Here is a 22,534-nt window from a genome sequence, read left to right as displayed (position 1 = left end):
TAAATACTTTTCCTTTGATGATTAAAGGTGTGGCCTCGGCGGCGTGGAGGTTAAACTGCCTAGTATGGTTTATTTTTATCCTACCAGTCAGGAGATATCCTCAAAGCAAAAGTTTCGTTTTTCTTTGCTTGTATGGCTGAGTATGCTTTTTCTGGGGTGTGGGCTTCGGCCGTGAGCTCAGCCGAACGGGTGTGGGGTGTGGGGTGTGGGGTGTGGGGACAATAAATAAAAATAATCTCCTGACTCCTGACTCCTGACTCCTGACTCCTGACTCCTGAATCCTGCCGACCGCCGACCGCTTCTTTCAAGTCAGAGAATAAATAGCCTAAAATAGAAACCTGCACTCTTGTTTCTGTAGCCAGCATCATGAATAAGTCCCCACGTCGTTACCATATCACCACCTTTGGTTGTCAGATGAATAAAGCTGACTCCGAACGCATGGCGGGTATTTTAGAAGATTTGGGGTTTCAATGGTCTGAGGATGCCAACGAAGCCGATTTAATCCTCTACAATACCTGTACAATTCGCGATAATGCCGAACAGAAGGTTTATTCCTATCTCGGCAGACAGGCTAAACGCAAACAAACTCAACCCGACCTTACTCTAATTGTCGCTGGCTGCGTGGCTCAACAGGAAGGGGAACAATTATTAAGACGGGTTCCCGAAGTGGATTTAATTATCGGTCCCCAACACGCAAACCGCTTGGGAGACTTATTACAACAAGTTTTTGACGGTTCCCAGGTGGTGGCTACCGAACCCATCCACATCATGGAAGATATCACCAAACCGCGCCGGGATAGTAGTATTACCGCTTGGGTGAACGTCATCTATGGTTGTAATGAACGCTGTACCTATTGTGTGGTTCCGGGGGTGCGCGGGGTGGAACAATCGCGCACTCCTGCGGCAATTCGAGCAGAAATGGCACAATTAGGACAACAGGGTTATCAAGAAATCACCCTTTTAGGTCAAAATATCGATGCCTACGGACGGGATTTACCCGGAGTGACGGCAAGCGGCCGACATCTGCACAATTTCACCGATTTACTCTACTACGTTCACGATGTGGCCGGCATTGAACGTCTCCGTTTTGCCACCAGTCACCCCCGCTATTTTACCGAACGTTTGATTAAAGCTTGTCAGGAATTACCTAAAGTTTGTGAACATTTTCATATCCCTTTTCAATCGGGGGATAATGATATCCTCAAGACCATGAAACGGGGCTATACTCAGGAAAAATACCGACAAATTATTGCTAATATTCGCGATTTAATGCCGGATGCTGCCATTAGTGCCGATGCGATTGTCGGATTCCCCGGAGAAACAGAGGCACAGTTCGAGAATACTTTAAAATTAGTCGATGAGATTGGTTTTGATCAATTAAATACGGCGGCCTATTCTCCCCGTCCCGGTACTCCTGCCGCTATTTGGGATGATCAATTAAGTGAGCAGGTAAAAAGCGATCGCTTACAAAGATTAAATCATTTAGTGGCCACAAAAGCCGCTGAACGTTCCCAAAGATATTTAGGCAGAATTGAGGAAATTTTAGTGGAAGACGTTAACCCTAAAGATGCTGGTCAAGTTATGGGAAGAACTAGAGGCAATCGCTTAACTTTCTTTACGGGAAATATTGAGGAATTGCGCGGCACATTTGTTAAGGTTAAAATTACCGAAGTCCGTCCCTTTAGTTTGACGGGAGTGATCTTTTAAGTAGTGGTGCAAAACTAATTTCTTGGTTAGGAGAGGCAATAGGCAATAGGCTTCGGCCGTGAGCTCAGCCGAACGGCAAAAGGTAGTTAAATATGTGTAACTAATTTTGCTTAGGTACTTAATAGTTCACAGTGACCCCTCTTATTCAGGGGGATCCCCCCGCCTATCGGCACCCCCCTTATCAAGGGGGGCAGGGGGGATCAAAGGCAAAATCTATCTTCAATTTAATTATAACTAATTACTTACTTTATGGATATTATCGCTATTTTGCAGCAAGATTATCAAAGATTTCCCCTCGATCAAACCTATGATATTTATGCTGATAACGTTTATTTTCAAGACCCTCTCAATCAATTTCGGGGGATTAAACGCTATCGGGAAATGATTGGTTTTATGAGTCAATGGTTCCAAGCTATCAAGATGGATGTCCACGCAATTGAACAGCAGGGAAATATTATTAATACCCGTTGGACATTGCACTGGACAACCCCTTTACCTTGGCGGCCTCGCATCGCTATTTCTGGACGCAGCGAATTAACTCTCGATGACAATAATCTGATTATTTCTCATATCGATTATTGGGATTGTTCGCGCTGGAATGTGCTGCGTCAGCATTTACCTTTTCCCGGTTCTTAACTAGATTTTTTAACCAGAAAATGCCGACCAACGAGCGCTCGTTTGCTTGACAAAATCCTGTAAAAATGCTAGGCGTTGATTTTGTTCCCAGACCTGTTTAACTTTATTCTGCAAACTCGTCCAATTCCAATCATTATTCAGTTGCTCGTTAATTTCCTGTTCTTGGAAATATTCAACTAAACTTAAACCAGCTAAACGAGTTAGATAGGCTGCTCCAATTCCCTGCACTGTACCACCGGCAATATAAGTAATCGCATTTCCCTTGAGAATCGTTCCCAATGCCTGGGTTGTCACCTCTACCATGCCCAATTGTACCATCATTTTACCCAGGGTAGTCATGGCTGTTTTTGCTTGTTCAAGAGACATTTTTTGTTGATAAATTGCCCCTAAATCCACTAACATTTGAGCGTTAGTGGCTGCCGCTAAAACTAAATCTAGGGCCGCAAGAGGATTAGCAAAAGTGGCGGTAGCGGCTATCCATTGGTATTGTTCGATAACAGGTAAAGCCTTTTTGCGTCGGGATTGATTAAGTAATTGTTTGGTTTCCTTGACTAATTCGAGCGCTTGTCTCCAGATAGTTCCCAGAACTAATTCGGACTTTTCTTGTTCGATAATTTGTCGGAGATAATTATCTAGATTATCAATAACAATAGCTTGGGGTTCCGTCCATTCCTTGATTTCTCCATTGCTTTGATGTTGACGAACTTTTAGGGGTTCAGGGGCAGCAGCTATGGCTAAAATATGATGAGCGGGAATAGTTTCTTTTAGTCTTTGTTTCAGGGAAAGAAGTATTTCTTCTCTGGTTTCGGCAGGTAAACGATCCTGTTTATTCAGTAACAGGATAACACGCTGGTGCATTCGATCGAATTGCTGGAGGATTTGCCATTCGGAATCGCTTAAATCCCCATTGATCAGATACAAAACTAAGTCGGCTGCCAGGGACTTTTTCTGGTTAGCGGTGGAATCGAAAGTTAGAAGCGGTTCCGTTTCCAGAAAAGCGATAGATTCCCCAAAGTTGCCGCTTTCTAGTAGTTTTTTTAAGGCAGTTTTACCAGTTTTTCTCGCACCGGTAATGGCAATTTTCAGGTCTTGGCGACTAAATTCTTGATTTAATTGGGTTAAACTGGTTTTGAGAGGGGTTAAGTCTTGATTGGGGTCTTCTTTGCCCAGATAATTAATTATCTTCTCAGCCTTGCTAATCCCTTGTTTAACTTTTTCTAGACTCAGGGGAGTGGGATGGGAAAAATCGATTTTCGTGTTGGGTTTTTGCCAAAACCAGATACCAGCACCAAGAGCAATCACACCGAAAATACCCCATGAATCGATTTCGCTCAGTGTACTATTGAGAGTTTCCCCCAGGGTGAAAGCGATGGTAATGCCTATCCCCGTCACTAAAATCGGTTTACCCAATCTTACCGTCATTTTTCCTCATCCTCGCCAACTGCTGTGATTATTCTAGCTTTTTTGTGCTGGATTTCATCCCAAACTCAACTTTTTAGCCGACAATTCCTCGCAGGTGTCCCAGCCGCTCTTGCCTAAAAGGCCCCAGATATGTCATAATGATCGATTGCGTGTAAATTTACCCGATCCCCTGTTGTTATGGCTAGTAAAAAAGGCGTTCGCCTGATCATCACTGTAGAATGCACGGAATGCCGCAGTAATCCCGATAAGCGTACCCCCGGCGTTTCTCGCTACACCACCAGCAAAAACCGTCGCAATACCACCGGCAGACTGGAAATCAAGAAATACTGTCCCCACTGCAATAAGCACACCGTCCACAAGGAAATTAAGTAAGCACACTTTAGTTAAAAAGTCAAGCAATCTTTACAAATCTATGAGCTACTATCGTAAACGTCTCTCCCCCATCTCCCCCAGTCAACCGATTGACTACAAAGACACCGAACTCCTCCGCAAATTCATCACCGAACGCGGCAAACTTCTACCTAGACGCATCACCGGTTTAACTTCTAAACAACAGCGAGATTTAACCGAAGCGGTAAAACGGGCCCGTTTAATGGCTTTATTGCCTTTTGTCAACCAAGAAGCCTAAATTCAGTGATCAGTAATCAGTAATCAGTGAACAGTGATCGCTGAAAATAACACATATAAGTAATAGGACAAAATTAACTTCTTGGTGAGGATAGGCACTCATGGAAGAAGTAATTGGATATGTGTAATTAATTGTATCTAGCTACTTAACTTAAAACTTAAACCTGATAACTGATAACTGATAACTGATAACTGATAAGCGATCTCAGTATATTGGGGTTGCTTTCTCGTTTTTGCAAAGAAATATATCGAAATCGGCAGCGGATAGGAAAATTCGTGCGAGAATCTTAAAAAATAATTAAATCGCTCTAGGAGTAGCCAACGATTTTGTGATTATCGATCCAAATCCACCAATTAGCACAATGGGAGGCTCTTATGGAAAAGCAGCCGTCAGAAATCGATACCGAGTTGGATGCACAGCTAAAAGAGGAGGATTCCGAGCAGTTTCTGCGTAGTATATTTAATTCCGTGCAAGCGTCGATTTTTGTGGTGGACGTGCTGGAAAATAGAGATTTTCGCTATGTGGGTGCAAACCCCGTTCATGAACGCTGGACAGGACTGCGCTCATCAGAGATTAAAGGCAAAACTCCCGAACAAATCCTTCCCCCCGATGATGCGCGTAGTGTGCGGCAACACTATAGTGATTGTGTACGTTACGGAACGACTATTTCCTACGAACAGTATTTACCTTTTCAAAATATACCCTACTGGTGGCTAACAACTTTAACACCCCTACGGGATAACAATGCGCGCATCTATCGTTTAGTGGGAACCAGTACCAATATCACCGAACGCAAACAGGCTGAAGAAGCTTTAAGATTACAAGCAGAACGGGAACAACTACTGGGGGTAATGCAGGAAAGAATCCGGCAATCGTTGGATCTCGATCGCATTTTGCAAAGAACCGTTAAAGAAGTGCGACAATTTCTCAACTGCGATCGAGTGTTAATTTATCGTTTATTTCCCGATCATAGTGGCATGATTGTGGTGGAATCCCATACTGGGAGGATTAATTCTGTCTTAGGAAACAGGATCCAGGATCCCTGTTTTAATTTATCCCCAGAACGTCTGGAAAATTATCGTCGCGGGAGAATTCAGGTTATTGAAAATGTCCATAATTCTGGACTTGATCCCTGTTATCGCAGCTTACTCACCTCTTTGCAAGTACAGGCTAACCTGGTGGTGCCAATTATCTGCGATAACCAACTTTGGGGGTTACTAATTGCCCAAAACTGCCAAAAAACTCGTCCTTGGCAATCCCAAGAAATCGATCTGCTCAAACAATTAGCCATTCAAGTGGGAATTGCCATTCAACAAGCGGAACTGCACCAACGGGTAAAATGCTTGAATACTGCCTTAGAATCGGAGGTTCAGCAAAGAACCGCCGAATTGCAGATGACTTTGAAGTATGAAGCATTAATCGGACGGATTACCGAAAAAATTCGCGATAGTCTCGATGAAAATCATATTCTGCAAACTACCACTAGGGAATTAGTGCAGGTTTTACCCGTAGAAAGGGCCCAAATTGAGCTTTATGATTCCAGTCGCATCAAAGCCACCATTGTCCACGAATATACCACTCAAGAGCTTATATGTCAGGGAATTACCCGTCAAATTAGCGATTTTCCCGAAATCTATCAACCGCTGCTGCACAAACAAATTTTACAATTTGTTGATCGTCTTCCCCTTGGTAATCCGCAAATTGGTCGTGTTAACCGTTGCGCTTGTGCTATCTTTGACGATCAGGGCTTTTTGGGCAATCTTTGGCTAATTCGACCAGCTAATCAGATTTTTAACTCCTTAGAAACTAATTTGATTCAACATATTGCCACCGAATGTGCGATCGCTATTCGCCAGGCGCGACTTTACGAATCTTCCCAAGCACAAGTGAGGGAATTAGAGAAACTGGAAAGATTAAAAAGCGAATTCCTGAAAACCCTTTCCCATGAACTGCGAACCCCGATTACCAGCATTCGTCTAGCGGTGGAAACCCTAGAAAGTCTCCTAGAAGATCAAGGAATCGAGATCGATCCAGAGGATTCGATCGGTCAACTGTTGCAAATTCTTAACATTGAATCTCAGCGTCAGAGTAAGTTAGTTAATGATCTGTTGACTTTAACCTATCTGGATGCGGAAACCGAACCCCCGGCGATCGAAGCGATCGACTTACTTTCTTGGCTACCCTTATTAGTGGAACCTTTTCGCACTCTCACCCGCGAGCGACAACAGCAGTTAATTTTAGATATAGATGGGGATATACCGGAGATTAACACCAGTCTGTGTCATATCGAGCGCATCATAGCGGAATTACTGACCAATGCTTCCAAATATACCCCAGAACAAGGAATAATTCGGGTAAATGTGAGGCGTGCGGACGAGCAAATATTAATTAGTGTGAGTAATTCAGGGGTAGAAATCGTCCCAGAGGAATTATCAAAAATATTCGCCCCTTTTTATCGCATTCCTAACCACGATCCCTGGCGCTACAGTGGTACTGGTTTAGGTTTAGCTTTGGTCGGCAAACTGATTAAACCCCTGAATGCTACCATCGATGTCACCAGTGCCAACGCTGTCACCACTTTTACCCTCACCCTGCCAATCTAGTCGAGCAGAAAACTTTTTAGAAAAAAACCTTGCAATTATTTCGAGGGCGTGCTATGTTGATAAAGGACTGAAAAAAGCCGAGATAGCTCAGTTGGTAGAGCAGAGGACTGAAAATCCTCGTGTCCGCGGTTCAAATCCGCGTCTTGGCATCGGAAAAACAATAAAATTTGCCCTGTATTTACTTTCTAGTCTGCTAGGTTTTGTAAATGCAAGAATAGGCGGTGAGAATGCGTCTTAGCTTATCAGTGATGATATGGGCTGCCTATCTTCGCTCGGATTTGGATCTTCAGTTCACTGATAACTGATAACTGATAACTGATAAGTCTCCCCAACCAGCAATTACTTTTTGATTTTGGGCTTGACGTAAGCGGTCACGGATTAAGATAATCTAACAAGTATGTACGACAATGAAATCCTAGACTCTAGCAACTCCTTAAATAATCCTCTCGATGGGAGCGATCCGGATCAAGCAGCGGAAATCCCCCCCGATCCCGAGGAAATGCTTTCATTGCTTACTTCTGCTCATGTCAGCGAGAGGATGATCGCGGCCCGCGCCTTTTGTGAATTGCGTGACGAAAGAGCGATCGCACCTTTACTAGAGATGTTAAACGATGTCTGTCCCCTAGTGCGTGTCAGTGTCGCCTATGCTTTGGGACGAAATCCCAGTCTTAGCGCCGTGGAGCCTTTAATCGATTTACTAGCCAGGGATTGGAATGGTTACGTCAGAAAAGGGGTAGTTTGGGCCCTGGGTAACTGTGGCGATCGCAGGGCGATCGAGCCTTTGGTTCATGCTCTTAAAACTGATATTTCGGCGGTGCGATTATGGGCTGCCAGTAGTTTGGCTCAGATTGCCAAGGTCAATTATGAAGATATCATCACCGTGTTGCCACCTTTAATTGAAGGATTGCGCCGAGATTTAATTGCAGCGGTGCGGAGTAATTGCGCCTGGTCGATCGGTCAATTATGCCGAGAATTGCCCTTCAATGTGATTTATGCCACGGCGATCGATGCTTTGATCGAGGCCTTGGTGGAAGATGAGGATTTAGGTGTCAAGGAAGATGCGAGAGGTGCTTTATTAAAAGTGGGCGACCCGAGAGGATTACAATTGATCGAGGAATTAGAGCTTGAAGGAATTATCTAAACCGCTAATTTTGGGCGTTACAGGGGCATCAGGGCTGATTTATGCTGTCCGTACTCTCAAATATCTACTTTTAGCCGACTACACGATCGATCTAGTGGCCTCCAGATCAGCTTACACTGTCTGGCAAGCGGAAGATAATATTCGGATGCCGCCAGAACCGGAGCTGCAAGAACAATTTTGGCGCAGTCAATGCGGGGTGATGGAAGGGGGAAAATTACGCTGTCATCGTTGGGGTGATGTGGGGGCAACGATCGCCAGTGGTTCCTATCGCACCCTTGGTATGGTAATTATTCCCTGTAGCATGAGTACAGTGGCCAAATTAGCGGGGGGGTTAAGTTCCGATTTGCTAGAAAGGGCGGCGGATGTGCAGATTAAGGAGGGCAGAAAATTGGTTTTAGTGCCGCGAGAAACCCCTTTTAGTTTAATTCATCTGCGTAATTTAACCACTTTAGCCGAGGCGGGCGTTAGAATCGTGCCAGCAATACCGGCATGGTATCACCATCCCCAATCGATCGAGGATTTAGTCGATTTTGTCATCGCTCGTACTCTCGATCAGTTAGATATCGATTGTGTGACAATTAATCGCTGGCAAGGACATTAACAGTTATCAGTTATCAGTTATCAGTTATCAGTTATCAGATGTAAGTTTTAAGTTAATTAGTTAGTTAGTTATCTTTATCTTTATACCTGTTTACTGTTTACTGATCACTGTTTACTGATCACTGTTTACTGATCACTGAGTCAAGGGAGGTAAAAATGGGCTGGATTATGGTCTTATTTGCAATCGCTGTAGGCGGATTACTGATCTGGCAGAATCTGGGGGTGATCACTTTGGTCTTTTTTGGCGGTATTATGACGGTAAAACTGCCCCTAGCGGTCTGGGTGTTACTTTTCACCTTGGCGGGAATTATCAGTGGTTTAACCCTGCAATTTCTCTATAGTTTTGGTCGTCCTTTGGCTGCCCCAAAAGCTTCCCCTCGTATAGGAAATAATCCTACAGTCCCACCGCCATCTCCCCGACCTACCTATATTCAAGATTCTGCTCCGTCTCCACCCCTTCGACGTAGCTCAGGGCAAGCGAGTAACGATTGGGAAAGAGATAGCGGTGATGATTGGAATTTTGATACACCCCCCCTTCGACGTAGCTCAGGGCAAGCCGAAAAACCGACGATCATTCAGGAGCGGGAAGATTTCTCGTCTAGGCTTGCCGATCAGGAAAGAGTTGATTTTGTCAAGCCACCAAGTGACAGTTCTCAAACTGGCTCGGTTTATTCCTATAGTTACCGCACGGCCAAACAGACTCGCGGGGAAAAGGCCGATCAAGTGTACGATGTCAATTATCGGATTATTACGCCCCCCGCCCAGGATCAAAACCAAGATCGGGAGGTAAACAAAGGGGATGAGGAAGAGTGGATTTAACTTTGACAGAGACAGAAACAGTGCTGATCGGCTAAAAATTGCTAAAAAGACGGTAAAAAAAGGCTAAAAAACTTAACAATGCCCAAAAAAGCTAATTGGGGCTTGCTCAATAAATCTAAAAACCTTGTTGGGTAAGACTTTTAGACTTTTTGGAAACCAAAAAGTACCAGCTCTGGGAGTGATCGGGTGGAAAATTCAGGTACTTTTTCCCTGAAAATTAGGTAATTGACCAGATGAAAATCGCTAAAACCCTACACCCTACACCCTACACCCCACACCCCACACCCGTTCGGCTGAGCTCACGGCCGAAGCCCACACCCTGCCCCCACCGAAAAACTTTTTGCCGCAAACCCTAATTATGTCCCTTGTTGGCTCTCTGGTTCGTTAAAGAAAAATCTAGGCTAATCCGATAATAACCTACTTGCAAATCCTGCTAGGGGGGCTTTATCTGTTAAAATTTCTTGTCGTCGTGAAGTAAAGCGGGAAGAATATGCGAATTCTATTTGTGGGTGCCGAGGCCGCCCCAATTGCCAAAGTTGGGGGAATGGGAGACGTAATTGGGGCATTACCGAAAGTCTTGCGTCAGCTAGGTCATGATGTGCGGATTTTTCTACCCTACTACGGTTTTCTTGCGGAAAAAATGGACATCCCTTCCGAACCCATTTGGTCAGGATTCGCCATGTTTCAGGATTTTTCAGTCTATGAAACGGTTTTACCCGATACAGATATTCCTCTCTACCTCTTTGGTCATCTAGCTTTCTCTGGACGCAGTATCTACGGAGGCGAAGATGAGGCCTGGCGATTTACCCTATTTGCCAATGGTGCGGCGGAATTCGCCTGGAATTACTGGAAACCGCAAGTTATTCACTGTCATGATTGGCATACGGGCATGATTCCCGTCTGGATGCACCAAGACCCCGATATTAGCACCGTTTTTACTATCCATAATCTCGCCTACCAGGGTCCTTGGCGCGAAGCATTAGAAAAAATGACTTGGTGTCCTTGGTATATGCAGGGCGATAATACCATGGCCGCGGCGGTTCAATTTGCCAATCGCGTCACGACTGTCTCTCCCACCTATGCCCGTCAAATACAGACCCCCATTTATGGCGAAAATTTAGAGGGATTATTGTCCTATATTTCTGGCAATCTGGTGGGCATTGTCAACGGCATCGATACGGAGGTGTATAACCCAGCTAAAGATGTTTATCTTAAGCAGAATTTTACCCCAGAAACCATCGAAAAACGTCTGGCCAATAAAATTGCCCTGCAAGAAGAAGTGGGGCTACAGGTCAGCAGAAATGCCTTTGTCATGGGGATGGTGACGCGTTTGGTGGAACAAAAAGGTATTGATCTAGTGATGCAAATTTTAGATCGCTTTCTCACCTATACTGATGCACAATTGATTATTTTAGGTACAGGCGATCGCTATTATGAAACCCAACTATGGGAGATGACTTCCCGTTTCCGGGGGCGAATGTCCCTGCATCTTCTCTATAGTGATGCTCTTTCCCGTCGCATCTATGGGGGGGCCGATGCTTTGTTAATGCCTTCCCGTTTTGAACCCTGCGGCATTTCCCAATTAATGGCCATGCGTTACGGTTGCATTCCCATGGTACGCCGCACCGGTGGTTTAGTCGATACGGTATCTTTCCACGACCCAATTCAGGAAAAAGGAACAGGATTTAGTTTCGATCGCTATGAACCTTTAGACCTGTTTACCTGTATGATCCGGACTTGGGAAAGTTTCCGTTATAAACAGGATTGGCAAAAACTACAGCAAAGGGCAATGACTCAAGATTTTAGTTGGTATAAATCCGCTTTGGAATATCTAAAAATCTACAAACAAATCACCGGACAATCGGAGCAATTATCCGATGAAGAAAAAGATAAATTTGTCGCCCTGACTAGCAGTTAAATCCTCCTTGATTAGGGGTGAAGATCTATCACCCCTACTGGCTAGAAATTAATCGGTAACGGCATTGAGAAGAACTTCCGCTAGGGTCATATCTTCCATATCATCGATAGTAATCGTGTCAACGATATCGAATTTGGCCCCCGCCGATTCTAGTTGATCGTCTAAAGCTTTAAGAAATTCGGTTGCTTGTCGATCATGGCCTACTTGAATCAGAGAAATGGCTAATTCTTCATCCCTATCGAGTTTTCGAGAAGCTTCGATAATTTGACGCATCACCGCTTTGCGATCATCTGGTTCTCCGTCGGTAATCACCAGAATAGTTTCTCCGTTGGGTTTAGTTTTGCCAGCAGTTTTGCGCTGAAAATAATTATTGAGGGCATCTTGAAGAACAGCGGCTAGGTCTGTCCTCCCCATAGGTTCATTTTCTTGATAAATTTGTGTCACCTTATCGGAAGTAACATTATCATAGCGTCGGAAACGTCCGGAAAAAAGATAGATAGTGATGCCGTCGGGATCGAATTCCTCGCACTTTCTAGCCAAGGCGAGGGTGGATTCTTGGGCAATTTGCCAACGGGTTTTCTCGCTGGGTTTATCAGCAGTGGACATACTGCCACTTTTGTCAATAATCAGAGTATAATCTCTGTTTTCTACCATAGGGGCTATACCTCCAAGCAATTTGCGCTCGTCCTAGTCTAATAATTATTAAACTCTAGGATGGAAACTCTACCTCGATCGACTAGGGTTTTTTAACTATTGGGGGAAGGAGACAGCGTAATCAACAGCAGAAACTATCGCCAGAAAACCAGTCGGGCTAAAATGAAAAAAGTATGAAAATTATTTCCTTAGCCGATGAGTGATAGCAAATCGATCGCCTCAACCGAGAAAAAGCCAGATAATCCACCTTCTTGGAGTTTTTGGACGGTGTTTAGTTCCACCTTCCTAACCATATTTTTTGCTGAAATCGGCGATAAAACCCAATTAGCCACCCTTCTCATCAGCGCCGAATCTCAATCCCCCTGGGTGGTTTTTGCCGGGGCAGCCAGCGCTTTAATCGCTACCAGTTTCCTCGGTGTCCTGATCGGTTATTGGATTGCTCGTCGTCTTTCCCCCAAAACCTTAGATATCGGTGTCGCTATCCTTCTCCTTTTGATCACTGGTTTACTCATCGGCGATATTCTCTAAGCAATCAGTGATCAGTGTGACTGTTTACTGTTTACTGTTTACTGTTCACTGTTCACTGTTCACTGAAAAAAGCTTCCCATCTCCCTAGAATTTATGAATTGGCAATTATTCGGACTGACATTTATCACGGTTTTTTTGGCAGAAATAGGCGATAAAAGTCAATTAGTAGCGATCGCTCTCGGTGGCAGTTCCAAATCACCCAAAGCTGTCTTTTTTGGCTCAATTACCGCCTTAATCTGCACCAGTTTCTTAGGAGTCCTTGCGGGCGGCAGCATAGCGCAGTTATTCCCCGCTAAGATATTAAAAGCGATAGCGGCCATTGGTTTTGCGCTGCTTGCTGTCCGGCTGCTTTGGCCAGATTCGGATTGATAATTGGGTTTCCGGCAAAAAGCTTTTCGGTGGGGGCAGGGTGTGGGCTTCGGCCGTGAGCTCAGCCGAACGGGTGTGGGGTGTGGGGTGTGGGGTGTGGGGTGTAGGGTGTGGGGTGTGGGCTTCGGCCGTGAGCTCAGCGTTCGACCGAGCTCACGCCGAGGTCCGAACGGGTGTGGGGTGTGGGGTGTGGGCTTCGGCCGTGAGCTCAGCCGAACGGGTGTGGGGTGTGGGGTGTAGGGTGTGGGGTGTAGGGTGTGGGGTATCGGAAGAATAAATAGAAATAATCTCCTATCTCCTGACTCCTGTCTCCCGACTCCTGCCTCCTGTCTCCCGGCTCCTGATAGCTAAAAAACTGAGGCAAATTCCAGAAAAATAATTAATTTTTCCTGAAAAAGTAGCTAAAACTACAAAAAATATCCAAAAAGTAGCGAAAATCACAAAAAATCTGCTAACCTAGCCGTAATATCACACAGATATTTGTAGAAGGATTCCCGAAAATCTCCTCAGCAAAAACATCCGTGTGAAGTAGCTAATATTGTCAGCGAGGTTAGTTCAAGATCATCATGTCAAATTTAGGACGACGTAAATTTCTCCTGTACGGTTCTGCCACTTTGGGAACCAGTATTCTGTTAAAAGCTTGCGGTGGACAAAACCAAACCCCCACGGCTAGTCCTAGCCCAGCTGCTAGTCCCGCCCCGGCTTCTGGAGAGACGATTAAGGTGGGTATTCTGCACTCCCTCAGTGGCACCATGGCCATCAGTGAGACCAGCGTAGTCGATGCGGAAAAACTGGCGATCGAGGAAATCAATGCCGCCGGCGGTGTTCTTGGTAAACAGATCGAGGCAGTGGTGGAAGATGGCGCTTCCGATTGGCCAACTTTTGCCGAAAAAGCCACCAAACTGATCGATCAGGACAAAGTTGTGACTGTCTTCGGTTGTTGGACTTCCGCCAGTCGTAAGGCGGTTTTACCCGTGTTTGAAGCCAAAAACCATATGCTCTGGTATCCTGTCCAGTACGAGGGTCAAGAGTGTTCTAGAAATATCTTCTACACTGGTGCTGCCCCCAACCAACAGATCGAGCCGGCAGTGACTTGGTTGCTGGAAAATAAAGGAAAAAAATTCTTCCTCGTCGGTTCCGACTACGTTTTTCCCCGCACCGCCAACACGATTATTAAAGAGCAGTTAAAGGCGAAAGGCGGCGAAACCGTGGGCGAAGACTACCTACCCCTAGGTAACACGGAAGTTACCCCGATTATCACCAAAATTAAGCAAGCTTTACCCGATGGTGGCGTTATTTTCAACACCCTCAACGGTGACAGTAACGTGGCTTTCTTTAAACAACTGCAAGCGGCCGGTTTAACTCCCGATAAATATCCGGTCATGTCGGTGAGTGTTGCTGAGGAAGAAGTTAAACAGATTGGTAAGGAATATCTCCTCGGTCAGTACGCTTGTTGGAACTATTTCCAAACCGTAGATACCCCCGCTAACAAGAAATTTGTTGCGGCTTTTCGAGCTAAATATGGTGAGGATCGCGTGACCAATGACCCCATGGAAGCGGCCTACATCATGGTCTATCTCTGGAAGCAAGCGGTAGAACAAGCGGCAACCGCCGATGATCTCGACAAAGTTCGCGCCGCGGCCGTGGGACAAAAATTCGATGCTCCCGAAGGACCGGTGGAAATGTTCCCCAATCATCATATCTCCAAAACCGTCCGCATTGGTCAGGTGAGAGATGATGGTCTATTTGACATCGTTTGGTCAACTCCGGGGGTAGTGGATCCGCAACCTTGGAACCAATTTGTCCCCGAAACTAAGGGCTTTGCCTGTGACTGGACGGATCCGGCTAAGGGCGGTAAGTTCAAAATGGAAAAATCCTAGTTTTAGGAATTTTTCCGGACAGTAACGAGAGTGAGGTGGGCATTACTGCTCACCCCACTTTTTAAAGATTAAAAATGCACGGGAATAACGAAAAGTGTCAGCATTATTGGAAGGATTGTTTAATGGTATTAGCATCGGTTCTGTGCTATTGCTGGCCGCTTTAGGACTAGCGATTGTCTTCGGACTGATGGGGGTGATTAATCTCGCTCACGGTGAGTTAATGATGTTAGGGGCCTACAGTACTTTTGTGGTGCAGAATGTCTTTAAAGGTTTCGGTTCTCCCCTCTTTGATACTTATGTTTTATTCGCCCTACCGATCGCTTTTTTAGTGTCGGGATTGGCGGGATTATTATTAGAAAGGGGGGTGATTAGGTTCCTCTATGGCAGACCCCTAGAAACGCTGCTGGCCACTTGGGGAGTCAGCTTAATCCTGCAGCAATTTGTCAGAAGTGTCAACGGGTTATTAGTAATTAGTTTAATAGTTTTCTGTCTGTTATTTTTCGGAGCGATGACGGTGTTAAGTCGTCGCCTAGATTGGGAGAGAATTCGCAATTTAGCTATTGGTATCACCCTGCCTTTATCCCTAGCTATCGCTGGATTATTAGGCTATCTTTTATCTTTTAATCCGGTTCTCGCTCGACCCTGGTTTAGTGCCAGAAACGTCGATGTCACGGCTCCTGCCTGGTTACGGGGAGGTTTACCTTTACCCGGTTTTCAAATGCCCTACACCCGTCTATTTATTATCATTTTAACTGCCCTTTGTTTGTTAGGGACTTATTGGTTTTTAAAAAAATCTTCTTGGGGTTTACGCATTCGTGCCGTCACCCAAAATCGCCAGATGAGTGCCTGTTTAGGCATTCCGACAAATCAAGTGGATGCTTTGACTTTTGCCCTCGGTTCGGGATTAGCTGGAGTTGCCGGTTGTGCGATTAGTTTCTTGGGTTCCGTCGGTCCAAATGTGGGACAGAATTATATCGTTGATACCTTCATGGTGGTGGTGGTGGGGGGAGTGGGTAATCTCCTGGGAACTATTATCGCGGCTATGGCCATCGGTGTGGCTAATTATTTAATTGGTTCGGGAACTTTTGCTCTGATTTTTGGTTCCGTAGAAGCCCTAAAACCCCTAACGGATTTCTTCACCTTTTTCTCCACCACTAGCATGGCAAAAGTGATGATTTTTGCTTTAATTATTGCTTTCTTGCAATTCAAACCTGCGGGAATTTTTCCTCCTAAAGGACGTACTGCCGAGTTATAGATTATGATTACCGAAACCATCACTAGAAACGAATCCCGACAACGGGAAAAGAAAAAGTTAATCACGGAAATCGCTGTTATTGTGGGATTGGTGGTCATCTTTGCGGTGTTGCTGCCCTTAGCTTTGTCTGCCTTCCGCTTGCGTTTATTGGGGCGATTTCTTTCCCTGGCTATTGTCGCTTTGGGGATAGATTTAATCTGGGGTTATACGGGTTTATTAAGTCTTGGTCATGGCATCTTTTTTGCCCTCGGTGGTTACGCTTTGGCCATGTACCTAAATCTTCAGTTACCCCCCGGACAAATGCCCGAATTTTTTACTCTCTACGGGGTGACAGAATTACCTTTTATTTGGCAACCTTTTTATTCCCTACCTTTGACAATTCTAGCCCTAATTATCGTACCAGCGATCGTGGCAGGATTATTGGGTTATTTAATCTTCCGCAACCGCATTAAAGGGGTTTATTTCTCGATTTTGACCCAAGCGGCTTTACTGGTATTTTTTAACTTTTTTAACGGCCAACAAAAGTTAATTAACGGCACTAATGGCTTAAAAACCGATACCCAAACAATTTTCGGGTTGCTGGTGGGTTCCGATGCCGTTCAAGTGGCCTTTTATTTACTCACAATTGTCTGTTTACTGGCTATTTATCTCCTCTGTCGTTGGTTAACTACGGGCAGATTTGGGCGCTTGTTAGTCGCCATTCGCGATGATGAGGTGCGTGTCCGTTTTTCCGGTTATGATCCTACTTGGTTTAAGGTGTTAGTTTTTGCCATTTCTGGGGCGATTGCTGGTGTTGCCGGCGCTCTTTATACCGTGCAAACGGGAATTATCACCCCTAACTCTATGGATGTGGCTTTTTCCATTGAAATGGTGATTTGGGTGGCTGTGGGGGGACGTGCTACCCTTGTGGGGGCAGTTGTCGGTACTTTATTAGTACGCCTAGCCCAAACTTTTTTAAGCGAACAATTTCCGGAAGTCTGGGTATTTTTCCAAGGGGCCCTATTCCTAATTGTGGTGACAGTGCTTCCCGATGGTCTTCTCGGTGGAATTAAACGTTTGCTGACTCATTTTGGTTTCCGCAAAACTTTAATTACCTATCCTAGTATTGAGGAAGCTCCAGAAGTGCAACTGGAAAAAGAAGAATTAGAGCATAAGTGATCTTAGCTATCAGTTATCAGTTATCAGTTATCAGTTATCAGATGTGAGTTTTCAGTTCACTGATTACTGCTGACTGTTCACTGAAAATACTTCCCTATTCCCTCTTAGAAGTTATGACTGGAAAAATCTTAGAAATCGAGAATCTTACCGTTAGTTTTGGGGGTTTTAAAGCTCTCAATAATCTTAATTTTAGTATGGATACGGGAGAATTGCGGGTGATTATCGGTCCCAATGGTGCGGGAAAAACCACTTTTTTAGATGTGATTACTGGGAAAGTGCAACCCACCATCGGACGGGTATTATTTAAAGGTCGAGATCTCCGCAAAATTCCTGAATATGCGATCGCTCGTTTAGGTATTGGTCGCAAATTCCAAACTCCTAGGGTATATTTAAATCTAACTGTCCGAGAAAATCTCGATTTAGTTAGTAATCGCAATAAAAATGTTTTCTCAACTCTTTTCGGTCGTCCTCCCCTAGAAGATAGCAGAAAAGTTATTGGTTTATTGGAAACTATCGGGTTAACTGCTAAAGCTGATTTATCCGCTTCTTTACTTTCCCACGGCGAAAAACAACGCTTAGAAATTGGTCAATTAGTGGCCCAGTCACCAGATTTACTGCTAGTAGATGAACCCGTAGCAGGATTAACCGATGAGGAAACGGAAAACGTGGGTAATTTGTTGTTAAATCTAGCGGAAAGTCATTCAATTATTGTCATTGAACACGATATGGAATTTGTCCGGCAAATTGCCCGCAAAGTCACGGTTTTACACCAAGGAACTGTTCTCTGTGAGGGGAATATGGAGCAAATTCAAAATGATCCGAAAGTTATTGAAGTTTATCTAGGTTCCTCGGAAGAATAAAGAATCAAACGATTAAAATTAATTAAAAAGGGTTGACAATGTTACACATATCTGATCTCAATGTTTACTACGGAGAAAGTCATATTTTAAGAGATGTTGATCTTAACATTAATGCGGGAGAAATGGTCTGTTTAATTGGACGTAATGGCGTAGGTAAAACTACCCTATTAAAAACCTTGATGGGTATCTTAAAACCACGAGCGGGAACAATTAATTATGAGCAAGAAAACCTGATTAATAAAACCTCAGATCAAAGAGCCAGATTAGGACTGGGTTATGTGCCGCAGGGTAGGGATATTATTCCCCGTTTAACGGTAAAAGAGAATTTAATTCTCGGTTTGGAAGCTTTACCCACAAGGAGAAAAAATGCCACAATTCCCGAAGAAATCTTCGATTTATTTCCCGTTTTAAAACGCATGTTATCGCGGATGGGAGGAGATTTAAGCGGTGGACAACAACAGCAATTAGCCATCGCTCGCGCCTTAGTGGGGGAACCAAAATTATTAATTTTAGATGAACCCACGGAAGGAATTCAACCGTCAATTATTCTCGAAATTGAAGCGGCGGTACGGCGCATTGTTGCCAGCAAAGGAATCGCCGTTTTATTAGTAGAACAACACCTGCATTTTGTCCGCCAAGCTGATCGATATTACGCCATGCAGAAAGGGGGAATTGTTGCTTCCGGTTTCACAAGTGAATTAAGTCAAGAAGTCATTCAGCGATTTTTGTCGGTTTAAACTTAACTTTTTCCTTGATATATGACTCAAATAGTCGTAATTGGTGGCGGGGCAGCGGGATTTTTTGGCGCAATTAAAGCGGCAGAATCTAACCCAAAAGCTGGCGTTACTATCCTAGAAGCGGCAAAAGAACCTCTGGGGAAAGTGCGGATTTCCGGAGGGGGGCGCTGTAATGTCACCCATCATTGTTTTGATGTTTCCCAATTGGTTAATTATTATCCTCACGGTGGCAAAGCACTACGGGGAGCTTTTAGTCGGTTTCAACCCCAAGATACTATTAAATGGTTTGAATTGCGGGGGGTAAAACTAAAAACAGAAGCGGATGGGCGAATGTTTCCCAGCACCGATAATTCTGAAACTATTCTTAATTGTCTGCGGGAAAGTGCGACTTTTGCTGGGGTTAATTTAAGGCTAAATTCCCCAGTTAAATCGGTTAAAAAACAGGAAGAAAGTTTTTTAATTGAATTAAAAAGAGATGAGCAAATTAGGGCAGATAAGCTTTTAATTGCTACGGGAAGTAGTCCTTTTGGTTATCGCACCGCTCAAGATTTAGGTCATTCTCTAGTCTCTCCTGTGCCTTCTTTATTTACCTTTCAAATTGCCGATCCTCGTCTGCAAGATTTGTTAGGGGTTGCTGTGGATAAAGTGCGAGTTCGTCTTGGGGGAAGCAAATTAGAACAAATCGGACCTTTGTTAATTACCCATTGGGGAGTCAGTGGACCGGCTATTTTAAAACTTTCTGCTTGGGGGGCGCGGTTACTTCACGAGCATCATTACCGAATGCCTTTAATCATTAATTGGTTGGGGGATTATCATCCTGAAAAATTGCGAGAAATTATCTTACAAACTAAAAGTGAATATCCCAAAAGAAAACTTTTTAATTATTGTCCCTTTGAACAGTTACCCAAGCGTCTTTGGCAGAGTTTATTAAGTTACTTGACTGTTAACTCGGAAACTCCCTGGGCCGAATTATCTAAAAATACTCTCAATCGATTAATGATTGAATTACAGCAAGGGGAATATCAAATCAAAGGAAAAGGGGTGTTTAAGGAGGAATTTGTCACCTCTGGGGGAGTGAATCTTCAGGAAGTGGATTTTAAAACTATGGAAAGTAAAATCTGTCCGGGGTTATATTTTGCCGGGGAGGTACTAGATATCGATGCAGTCACGGGGGGATTTAATTTTCAAAGCGCTTGGACCACTGGTTATCTCGCCGGACAAGCTATGGGCAATAGAAGGGTGTAGGAAGCACCGGAGAGGGGGAAGTGGGGAAGTGGGGAAGTGGGGAGCCTTTTTTCAGTAAACAGTAAACAGTGAACTGAAAACTCACATCTGACAACAAGGGCCGAATCTAAGACCTAATTGGTTAAGCTAAAAGCTTTGATGTGCTTAGTTTCTAACCTTCTTTTTAGGTAGGAGAATTGTCAGATTCTGTCTTTTGCCTCTTGCCTGTTGCCTCTTGCCTTCAGAAGCTGACTCCTGACTCCTGACTCCTGACTCCTGACTCCTGACTCCTGACTCCTGAATACTGACTCCTGAATACTGACTCCTGACTCCTGACTCCTGACTCCTGACTCCTGACTCCTGAATACTGACTCCTGAATACTGACTCCTGACTCCTGAATACTGACTCCTGAATACTGACTCCTGAATACTGACTCCTGAATACTGCCTTCGTTAAAACCGATTCCTTGATGCTGTTATTCCCAAATTGGACCGGCTGCAATGATTTCTTGGGAGGCAGTGGTAAATTGACGGAAATTTTCCACGAAACGATGGGCCAATTCTCGCGCCTGTAGGTCGTAGGATTCGCCATCTTGCCATGCTTGTCGCGGGTCGAGGATTTTTTTGGGAACTCCTGGGACAATTTCGGGGACGAGAACTTGAAAGATGGGATGAGGATGGAAAACGACTTCCTCTAAATCGCCATTTAAAGCGGCGGAAACCATAGCACGGGTGTGTTTGATCGAAATGCGATCGCCGACTCCGTAGGGACCGCCGGACCAACCGGTATTAATCAGATAAACCGAGGTTTCGGGGTGTTGTTCTAAACGTTGCCCTAACATTTGGGCATAGACGAGGGGTGACAGAGGGAAGAAACATTGACCGAAACAACTGGAAAAAGTCACCTGTGGGGCGGTGATTCCCCGTTCCGTTCCCGCTAATTTGCTAGTATAGCCGGAGAGGAAATGATACATCGCCTGGTTCGTGGTTAATTTGGCGATTGGTGGCAGTACCCCAAAAGCATCGGCAGTTAAGAAGATAATAGTTTTCGGGTGGGTTCCCATGCCAGATACGGCACAATTAGGGATATAACGCAGGGGATAGGCGGCGCGGGTGTTTTCGGTCAAACGTCCATCATCGTAGTCGGGAAGGCGATTATCGGGGGAAAGGATCACGTTTTCGAGAATAGTGCCAAATTGAATTGCTGCCCAGATTTGGGGTTCGTATTCGGCACTTAAACGGATGGTTTTAGCATAACAACCGCCTTCAAAGTTAAAAATGCCGTCTTCTGACCAACCGTGTTCATCATCACCGATGAGGCTGCGTTTAGGATCGGCGGAAAGGGTGGTTTTACCCGTACCGGAGAGACCGAAAAAGAGGGCCGTATGACCGTGTTTATCCATGTTAGCGGCACCGTGCATCGGTAAAACCCCTTGTTTGGTCATCAGGTAGTTCATCATCGAGAAGACGGATTTTTTGATTTCGCCAGCGTAGCGAGTGCCACCGATGAGAACGATTTTTTTGGCCAGGTTGAGGACGATAAAGGCTTCGCTGTTCAGGTCGTCATCTTCGGGATCTCCCTGTAACCCCGGCAGGGCAATCACGGTAAAATCAGTTTCATGGGCAGCTAGTTCGACCGCACTGGGCCGGAGGAATAACTGATGGGCAAAGAGGTTATGATAGGCGATTTCGGTGACGACGCGCACGCCAAAGCGACAATTAGGATCGGACCCGACGTAACCATCGAAGATATATAGGTCTTTTCCCTGCACATAGGCGAGGACTTTTCGGTATAACTGCTGGAATTTTTCCTCGCTAATCGGGGCGTTATGCTGATTCCAGTCGATTTCCTTTTCGCTATTGGCTTCTTTGACAATGAATTTATCTTTGGGGGAACGACCGGTATATTTACCCGTTTCCACCACTAAAGCCCCATTATCGGCTAAAACGCCCTCATGATGTTCGATCGCCTGTTCGACTAATTGCGGTACGGAAAGATTGCGATAAACGCGACCGAGATTTTTCATGCCTAGGTTTTCGAGGCCGTAGGTGGGATGAATTTGATTTTCTAATTCGTAGTGGAAATTGACATTCTCCATGCGATCGGACAAGGGACAAGAGATACTATCATTGGTCAGCGTGTGTAGAGTCGGCATAACCCCAATTCTCCTGATAATTTAGTTGTCGGTTTAGAGGTAAGTTCTAGGCCTCTGATTAGTGCAGTTATAGGAACTAGAAAACCCTCGTTCTCTGTCTTTTTCACTCCCAGACACCTAAGAAGCTATATTGATTAGTTTATCTGACGATATTTCCCTGATTAATCTGGTCTTTCGCTGTCGGTAAAGCCAATCCTAGAGCGGTAATTCAGGATTATTTACGTATTTACCCCTCATCT

At 44.8% G+C, this 22,534-nt stretch carries 21 protein-coding genes and 1 tRNA gene; 18 read left to right on the top strand and 4 right to left on the bottom strand.

Going from position 1 to position 22,534, the window contains the following annotated elements; all coding sequences use genetic code 11:
• Positions 1–80: 80 nt before the first annotated feature.
• Positions 81–368, bottom strand: a complete 288-nt coding sequence (locus tag ACOCD9_RS14130) for a hypothetical protein (protein ID WP_419547823.1) — start codon at positions 366–368, stop codon at positions 81–83.
• Here ACOCD9_RS14130 and miaB point away from each other — a divergent pair.
• Together miaB and ACOCD9_RS14120 are read left to right on the top strand one after the other, a co-directional pair.
• Positions 367–1,707 carry a tRNA (N6-isopentenyl adenosine(37)-C2)-methylthiotransferase MiaB gene (gene miaB, locus ACOCD9_RS14125; RefSeq protein WP_419547822.1) on the top strand — a complete coding sequence of 447 codons (1,341 nt, stop codon included), beginning with the start codon at positions 367–369 and terminating at the stop codon, positions 1,705–1,707. The genes ACOCD9_RS14130 and miaB overlap by 2 nt on opposite strands.
• 249 nt (positions 1,708–1,956) lie before the next feature.
• Positions 1,957–2,343 carry a DUF2358 domain-containing protein gene (locus ACOCD9_RS14120; protein ID WP_287701856.1) on the top strand — a complete coding sequence of 129 codons (387 nt, stop codon included), beginning with the start codon at positions 1,957–1,959 and terminating at the stop codon, positions 2,341–2,343.
• 9 nt (positions 2,344–2,352) lie between these two features.
• On the opposite strand, the gene ACOCD9_RS14115 is transcribed toward ACOCD9_RS14120, so the two are convergent.
• On the bottom strand, positions 2,353–3,765 hold the full coding sequence (locus ACOCD9_RS14115; RefSeq protein ID WP_419547821.1) for a DUF697 domain-containing protein: 1,413 nt from the start codon (positions 3,763–3,765) through the stop codon (positions 2,353–2,355).
• 177 nt (positions 3,766–3,942) lie between these two features.
• Between ACOCD9_RS14115 and rpmG the strand changes: the two genes are divergently transcribed.
• From rpmG to glgA, 8 genes are all read left to right on the top strand, one after another.
• A complete protein-coding gene (gene rpmG / locus ACOCD9_RS14110; RefSeq protein ID WP_002734724.1) occupies positions 3,943–4,137 on the top strand; it encodes a 50S ribosomal protein L33 in 195 nt (64 codons plus the stop codon).
• 40 nt (positions 4,138–4,177) lie between these two features.
• A complete protein-coding gene (gene rpsR, locus ACOCD9_RS14105) occupies positions 4,178–4,393 on the top strand; it encodes a 30S ribosomal protein S18 (protein ID WP_002732313.1) in 216 nt (71 codons plus the stop codon).
• Between the two features lie 374 nt (positions 4,394–4,767).
• Positions 4,768–6,996 carry a GAF domain-containing protein gene (locus ACOCD9_RS14100; RefSeq protein WP_419547820.1) on the top strand — a complete coding sequence of 743 codons (2,229 nt, stop codon included), beginning with the start codon at positions 4,768–4,770 and terminating at the stop codon, positions 6,994–6,996.
• Positions 6,997–7,072: 76 nt separating this feature from the next.
• Positions 7,073–7,145: transfer RNA gene (locus ACOCD9_RS14095), tRNA-Phe, on the top strand.
• 248 nt (positions 7,146–7,393) lie between these two features.
• The gene (locus ACOCD9_RS14090; protein ID WP_104398396.1) at positions 7,394–8,137 is read left to right on the top strand and encodes a HEAT repeat domain-containing protein; all 744 of its coding nucleotides are present in this window, start codon (positions 7,394–7,396) and stop codon (positions 8,135–8,137) included.
• A complete protein-coding gene (locus ACOCD9_RS14085; protein ID WP_002734602.1) occupies positions 8,121–8,738 on the top strand; it encodes a flavin prenyltransferase UbiX in 618 nt (205 codons plus the stop codon). Before ACOCD9_RS14090 ends, ACOCD9_RS14085 begins: the two co-directional genes overlap by 17 nt.
• 155 nt (positions 8,739–8,893) lie before the next feature.
• Positions 8,894–9,556 carry a hypothetical protein gene (locus ACOCD9_RS14080; RefSeq protein WP_287701864.1) on the top strand — a complete coding sequence of 221 codons (663 nt, stop codon included), beginning with the start codon at positions 8,894–8,896 and terminating at the stop codon, positions 9,554–9,556.
• A 490-nt stretch (positions 9,557–10,046) separates the two neighbouring features.
• Positions 10,047–11,474, top strand: a complete 1,428-nt coding sequence (gene glgA, locus ACOCD9_RS14075) for a glycogen synthase GlgA (protein WP_419547819.1) — start codon at positions 10,047–10,049, stop codon at positions 11,472–11,474.
• Positions 11,475–11,522: 48 nt separating this feature from the next.
• Here glgA and ACOCD9_RS14070 read toward each other — a convergent pair whose 3' ends face one another.
• Positions 11,523–12,128, bottom strand: coding sequence for a vWA domain-containing protein (locus tag ACOCD9_RS14070; protein WP_002733700.1), 606 nt, complete (start codon positions 12,126–12,128; stop codon positions 11,523–11,525).
• Between the two features lie 195 nt (positions 12,129–12,323).
• Here ACOCD9_RS14070 and ACOCD9_RS14065 point away from each other — a divergent pair, with 195 nt between their 5' ends.
• The 8 genes from ACOCD9_RS14065 (at position 12,324) to ACOCD9_RS14030 (ending at position 20,160) form a co-directional block, all read left to right on the top strand.
• Complete coding sequence (locus ACOCD9_RS14065) at positions 12,324–12,656, top strand: TMEM165/GDT1 family protein (protein WP_287701867.1); 333 nt, start codon at positions 12,324–12,326, stop codon at positions 12,654–12,656.
• Positions 12,657–12,749: 93 nt separating this feature from the next.
• Complete coding sequence (locus tag ACOCD9_RS14060) at positions 12,750–13,025, top strand: TMEM165/GDT1 family protein (protein ID WP_046662945.1); 276 nt, start codon at positions 12,750–12,752, stop codon at positions 13,023–13,025.
• Positions 13,026–13,591: 566 nt separating this feature from the next.
• Entirely contained in the window at positions 13,592–14,905 is a 1,314-nt protein-coding gene (gene urtA, locus ACOCD9_RS14055) for an urea ABC transporter substrate-binding protein (protein WP_287701868.1), read from the top strand.
• 94 nt (positions 14,906–14,999) lie between these two features.
• Positions 15,000–16,160 (top strand): ABC transporter permease subunit, encoded by a 1,161-nt coding sequence (locus ACOCD9_RS14050; RefSeq protein ID WP_419547818.1) that lies wholly within the window; start codon positions 15,000–15,002, stop codon positions 16,158–16,160.
• Between the two features lie 3 nt (positions 16,161–16,163).
• Entirely contained in the window at positions 16,164–17,318 is a 1,155-nt protein-coding gene (gene urtC, locus ACOCD9_RS14045; protein ID WP_002733641.1) for an urea ABC transporter permease subunit UrtC, read from the top strand.
• A gap of 113 nt (positions 17,319–17,431) precedes the next feature.
• Entirely contained in the window at positions 17,432–18,178 is a 747-nt protein-coding gene (gene urtD, locus ACOCD9_RS14040; protein WP_002732385.1) for an urea ABC transporter ATP-binding protein UrtD, read from the top strand.
• 38 nt (positions 18,179–18,216) lie between these two features.
• Positions 18,217–18,915, top strand: a complete 699-nt coding sequence (gene urtE, locus ACOCD9_RS14035; RefSeq protein ID WP_419547817.1) for an urea ABC transporter ATP-binding subunit UrtE — start codon at positions 18,217–18,219, stop codon at positions 18,913–18,915.
• 21 nt (positions 18,916–18,936) lie between these two features.
• Entirely contained in the window at positions 18,937–20,160 is a 1,224-nt protein-coding gene (locus tag ACOCD9_RS14030; RefSeq protein WP_419547816.1) for an NAD(P)/FAD-dependent oxidoreductase, read from the top strand.
• Positions 20,161–20,615: 455 nt separating this feature from the next.
• On the opposite strand, the gene pckA is transcribed toward ACOCD9_RS14030, so the two are convergent.
• Positions 20,616–22,295, bottom strand: a complete 1,680-nt coding sequence (gene pckA / locus ACOCD9_RS14025) for a phosphoenolpyruvate carboxykinase (ATP) (RefSeq protein ID WP_419547815.1) — start codon at positions 22,293–22,295, stop codon at positions 20,616–20,618.
• Positions 22,296–22,534: the final 239 nt, after the last annotated feature.

This window comes from Microcystis sp., assembly GCF_048564745.1.
GTDB lineage: Bacteria > Cyanobacteriota > Cyanobacteriia > Cyanobacteriales > Microcystaceae > Microcystis > Microcystis ichthyoblabe_A.
Note: the sequence above shows the minus strand (reverse complement) of the source record. Positions and strands in the feature narration are given on the sequence as shown.

Coding starts and splice junctions, on each gene's coding strand:
- ACOCD9_RS14120 (WP_287701856.1), top strand. CDS start 1,957: ATGGATATTATCGCTATTTTGCAGCAAGATTATCAAAGATTTCCCCTC.
- urtE (WP_419547817.1), top strand. CDS start 18,217: ATGTTACACATATCTGATCTCAATGTTTACTACGGAGAAAGTCATATT.
- ACOCD9_RS14060 (WP_046662945.1), top strand. CDS start 12,750: ATGAATTGGCAATTATTCGGACTGACATTTATCACGGTTTTTTTGGCA.
- glgA (WP_419547819.1), top strand. CDS start 10,047: ATGCGAATTCTATTTGTGGGTGCCGAGGCCGCCCCAATTGCCAAAGTT.
- urtC (WP_002733641.1), top strand. CDS start 16,164: ATGATTACCGAAACCATCACTAGAAACGAATCCCGACAACGGGAAAAG.
- pckA (WP_419547815.1), bottom strand. CDS start 22,295: ATGCCGACTCTACACACGCTGACCAATGATAGTATCTCTTGTCCCTTG.
- ACOCD9_RS14080 (WP_287701864.1), top strand. CDS start 8,894: ATGGGCTGGATTATGGTCTTATTTGCAATCGCTGTAGGCGGATTACTG.
- urtA (WP_287701868.1), top strand. CDS start 13,592: ATGTCAAATTTAGGACGACGTAAATTTCTCCTGTACGGTTCTGCCACT.
- ACOCD9_RS14065 (WP_287701867.1), top strand. CDS start 12,324: ATGAGTGATAGCAAATCGATCGCCTCAACCGAGAAAAAGCCAGATAAT.
- ACOCD9_RS14090 (WP_104398396.1), top strand. CDS start 7,394: ATGTACGACAATGAAATCCTAGACTCTAGCAACTCCTTAAATAATCCT.
- rpsR (WP_002732313.1), top strand. CDS start 4,178: ATGAGCTACTATCGTAAACGTCTCTCCCCCATCTCCCCCAGTCAACCG.
- miaB (WP_419547822.1), top strand. CDS start 367: ATGAATAAGTCCCCACGTCGTTACCATATCACCACCTTTGGTTGTCAG.
- ACOCD9_RS14070 (WP_002733700.1), bottom strand. CDS start 12,128: ATGGTAGAAAACAGAGATTATACTCTGATTATTGACAAAAGTGGCAGT.
- urtD (WP_002732385.1), top strand. CDS start 17,432: ATGACTGGAAAAATCTTAGAAATCGAGAATCTTACCGTTAGTTTTGGG.
- ACOCD9_RS14115 (WP_419547821.1), bottom strand. CDS start 3,765: ATGACGGTAAGATTGGGTAAACCGATTTTAGTGACGGGGATAGGCATT.
- ACOCD9_RS14130 (WP_419547823.1), bottom strand. CDS start 368: ATGATGCTGGCTACAGAAACAAGAGTGCAGGTTTCTATTTTAGGCTAT.
- rpmG (WP_002734724.1), top strand. CDS start 3,943: ATGGCTAGTAAAAAAGGCGTTCGCCTGATCATCACTGTAGAATGCACG.
- ACOCD9_RS14030 (WP_419547816.1), top strand. CDS start 18,937: ATGACTCAAATAGTCGTAATTGGTGGCGGGGCAGCGGGATTTTTTGGC.
- ACOCD9_RS14100 (WP_419547820.1), top strand. CDS start 4,768: ATGGAAAAGCAGCCGTCAGAAATCGATACCGAGTTGGATGCACAGCTA.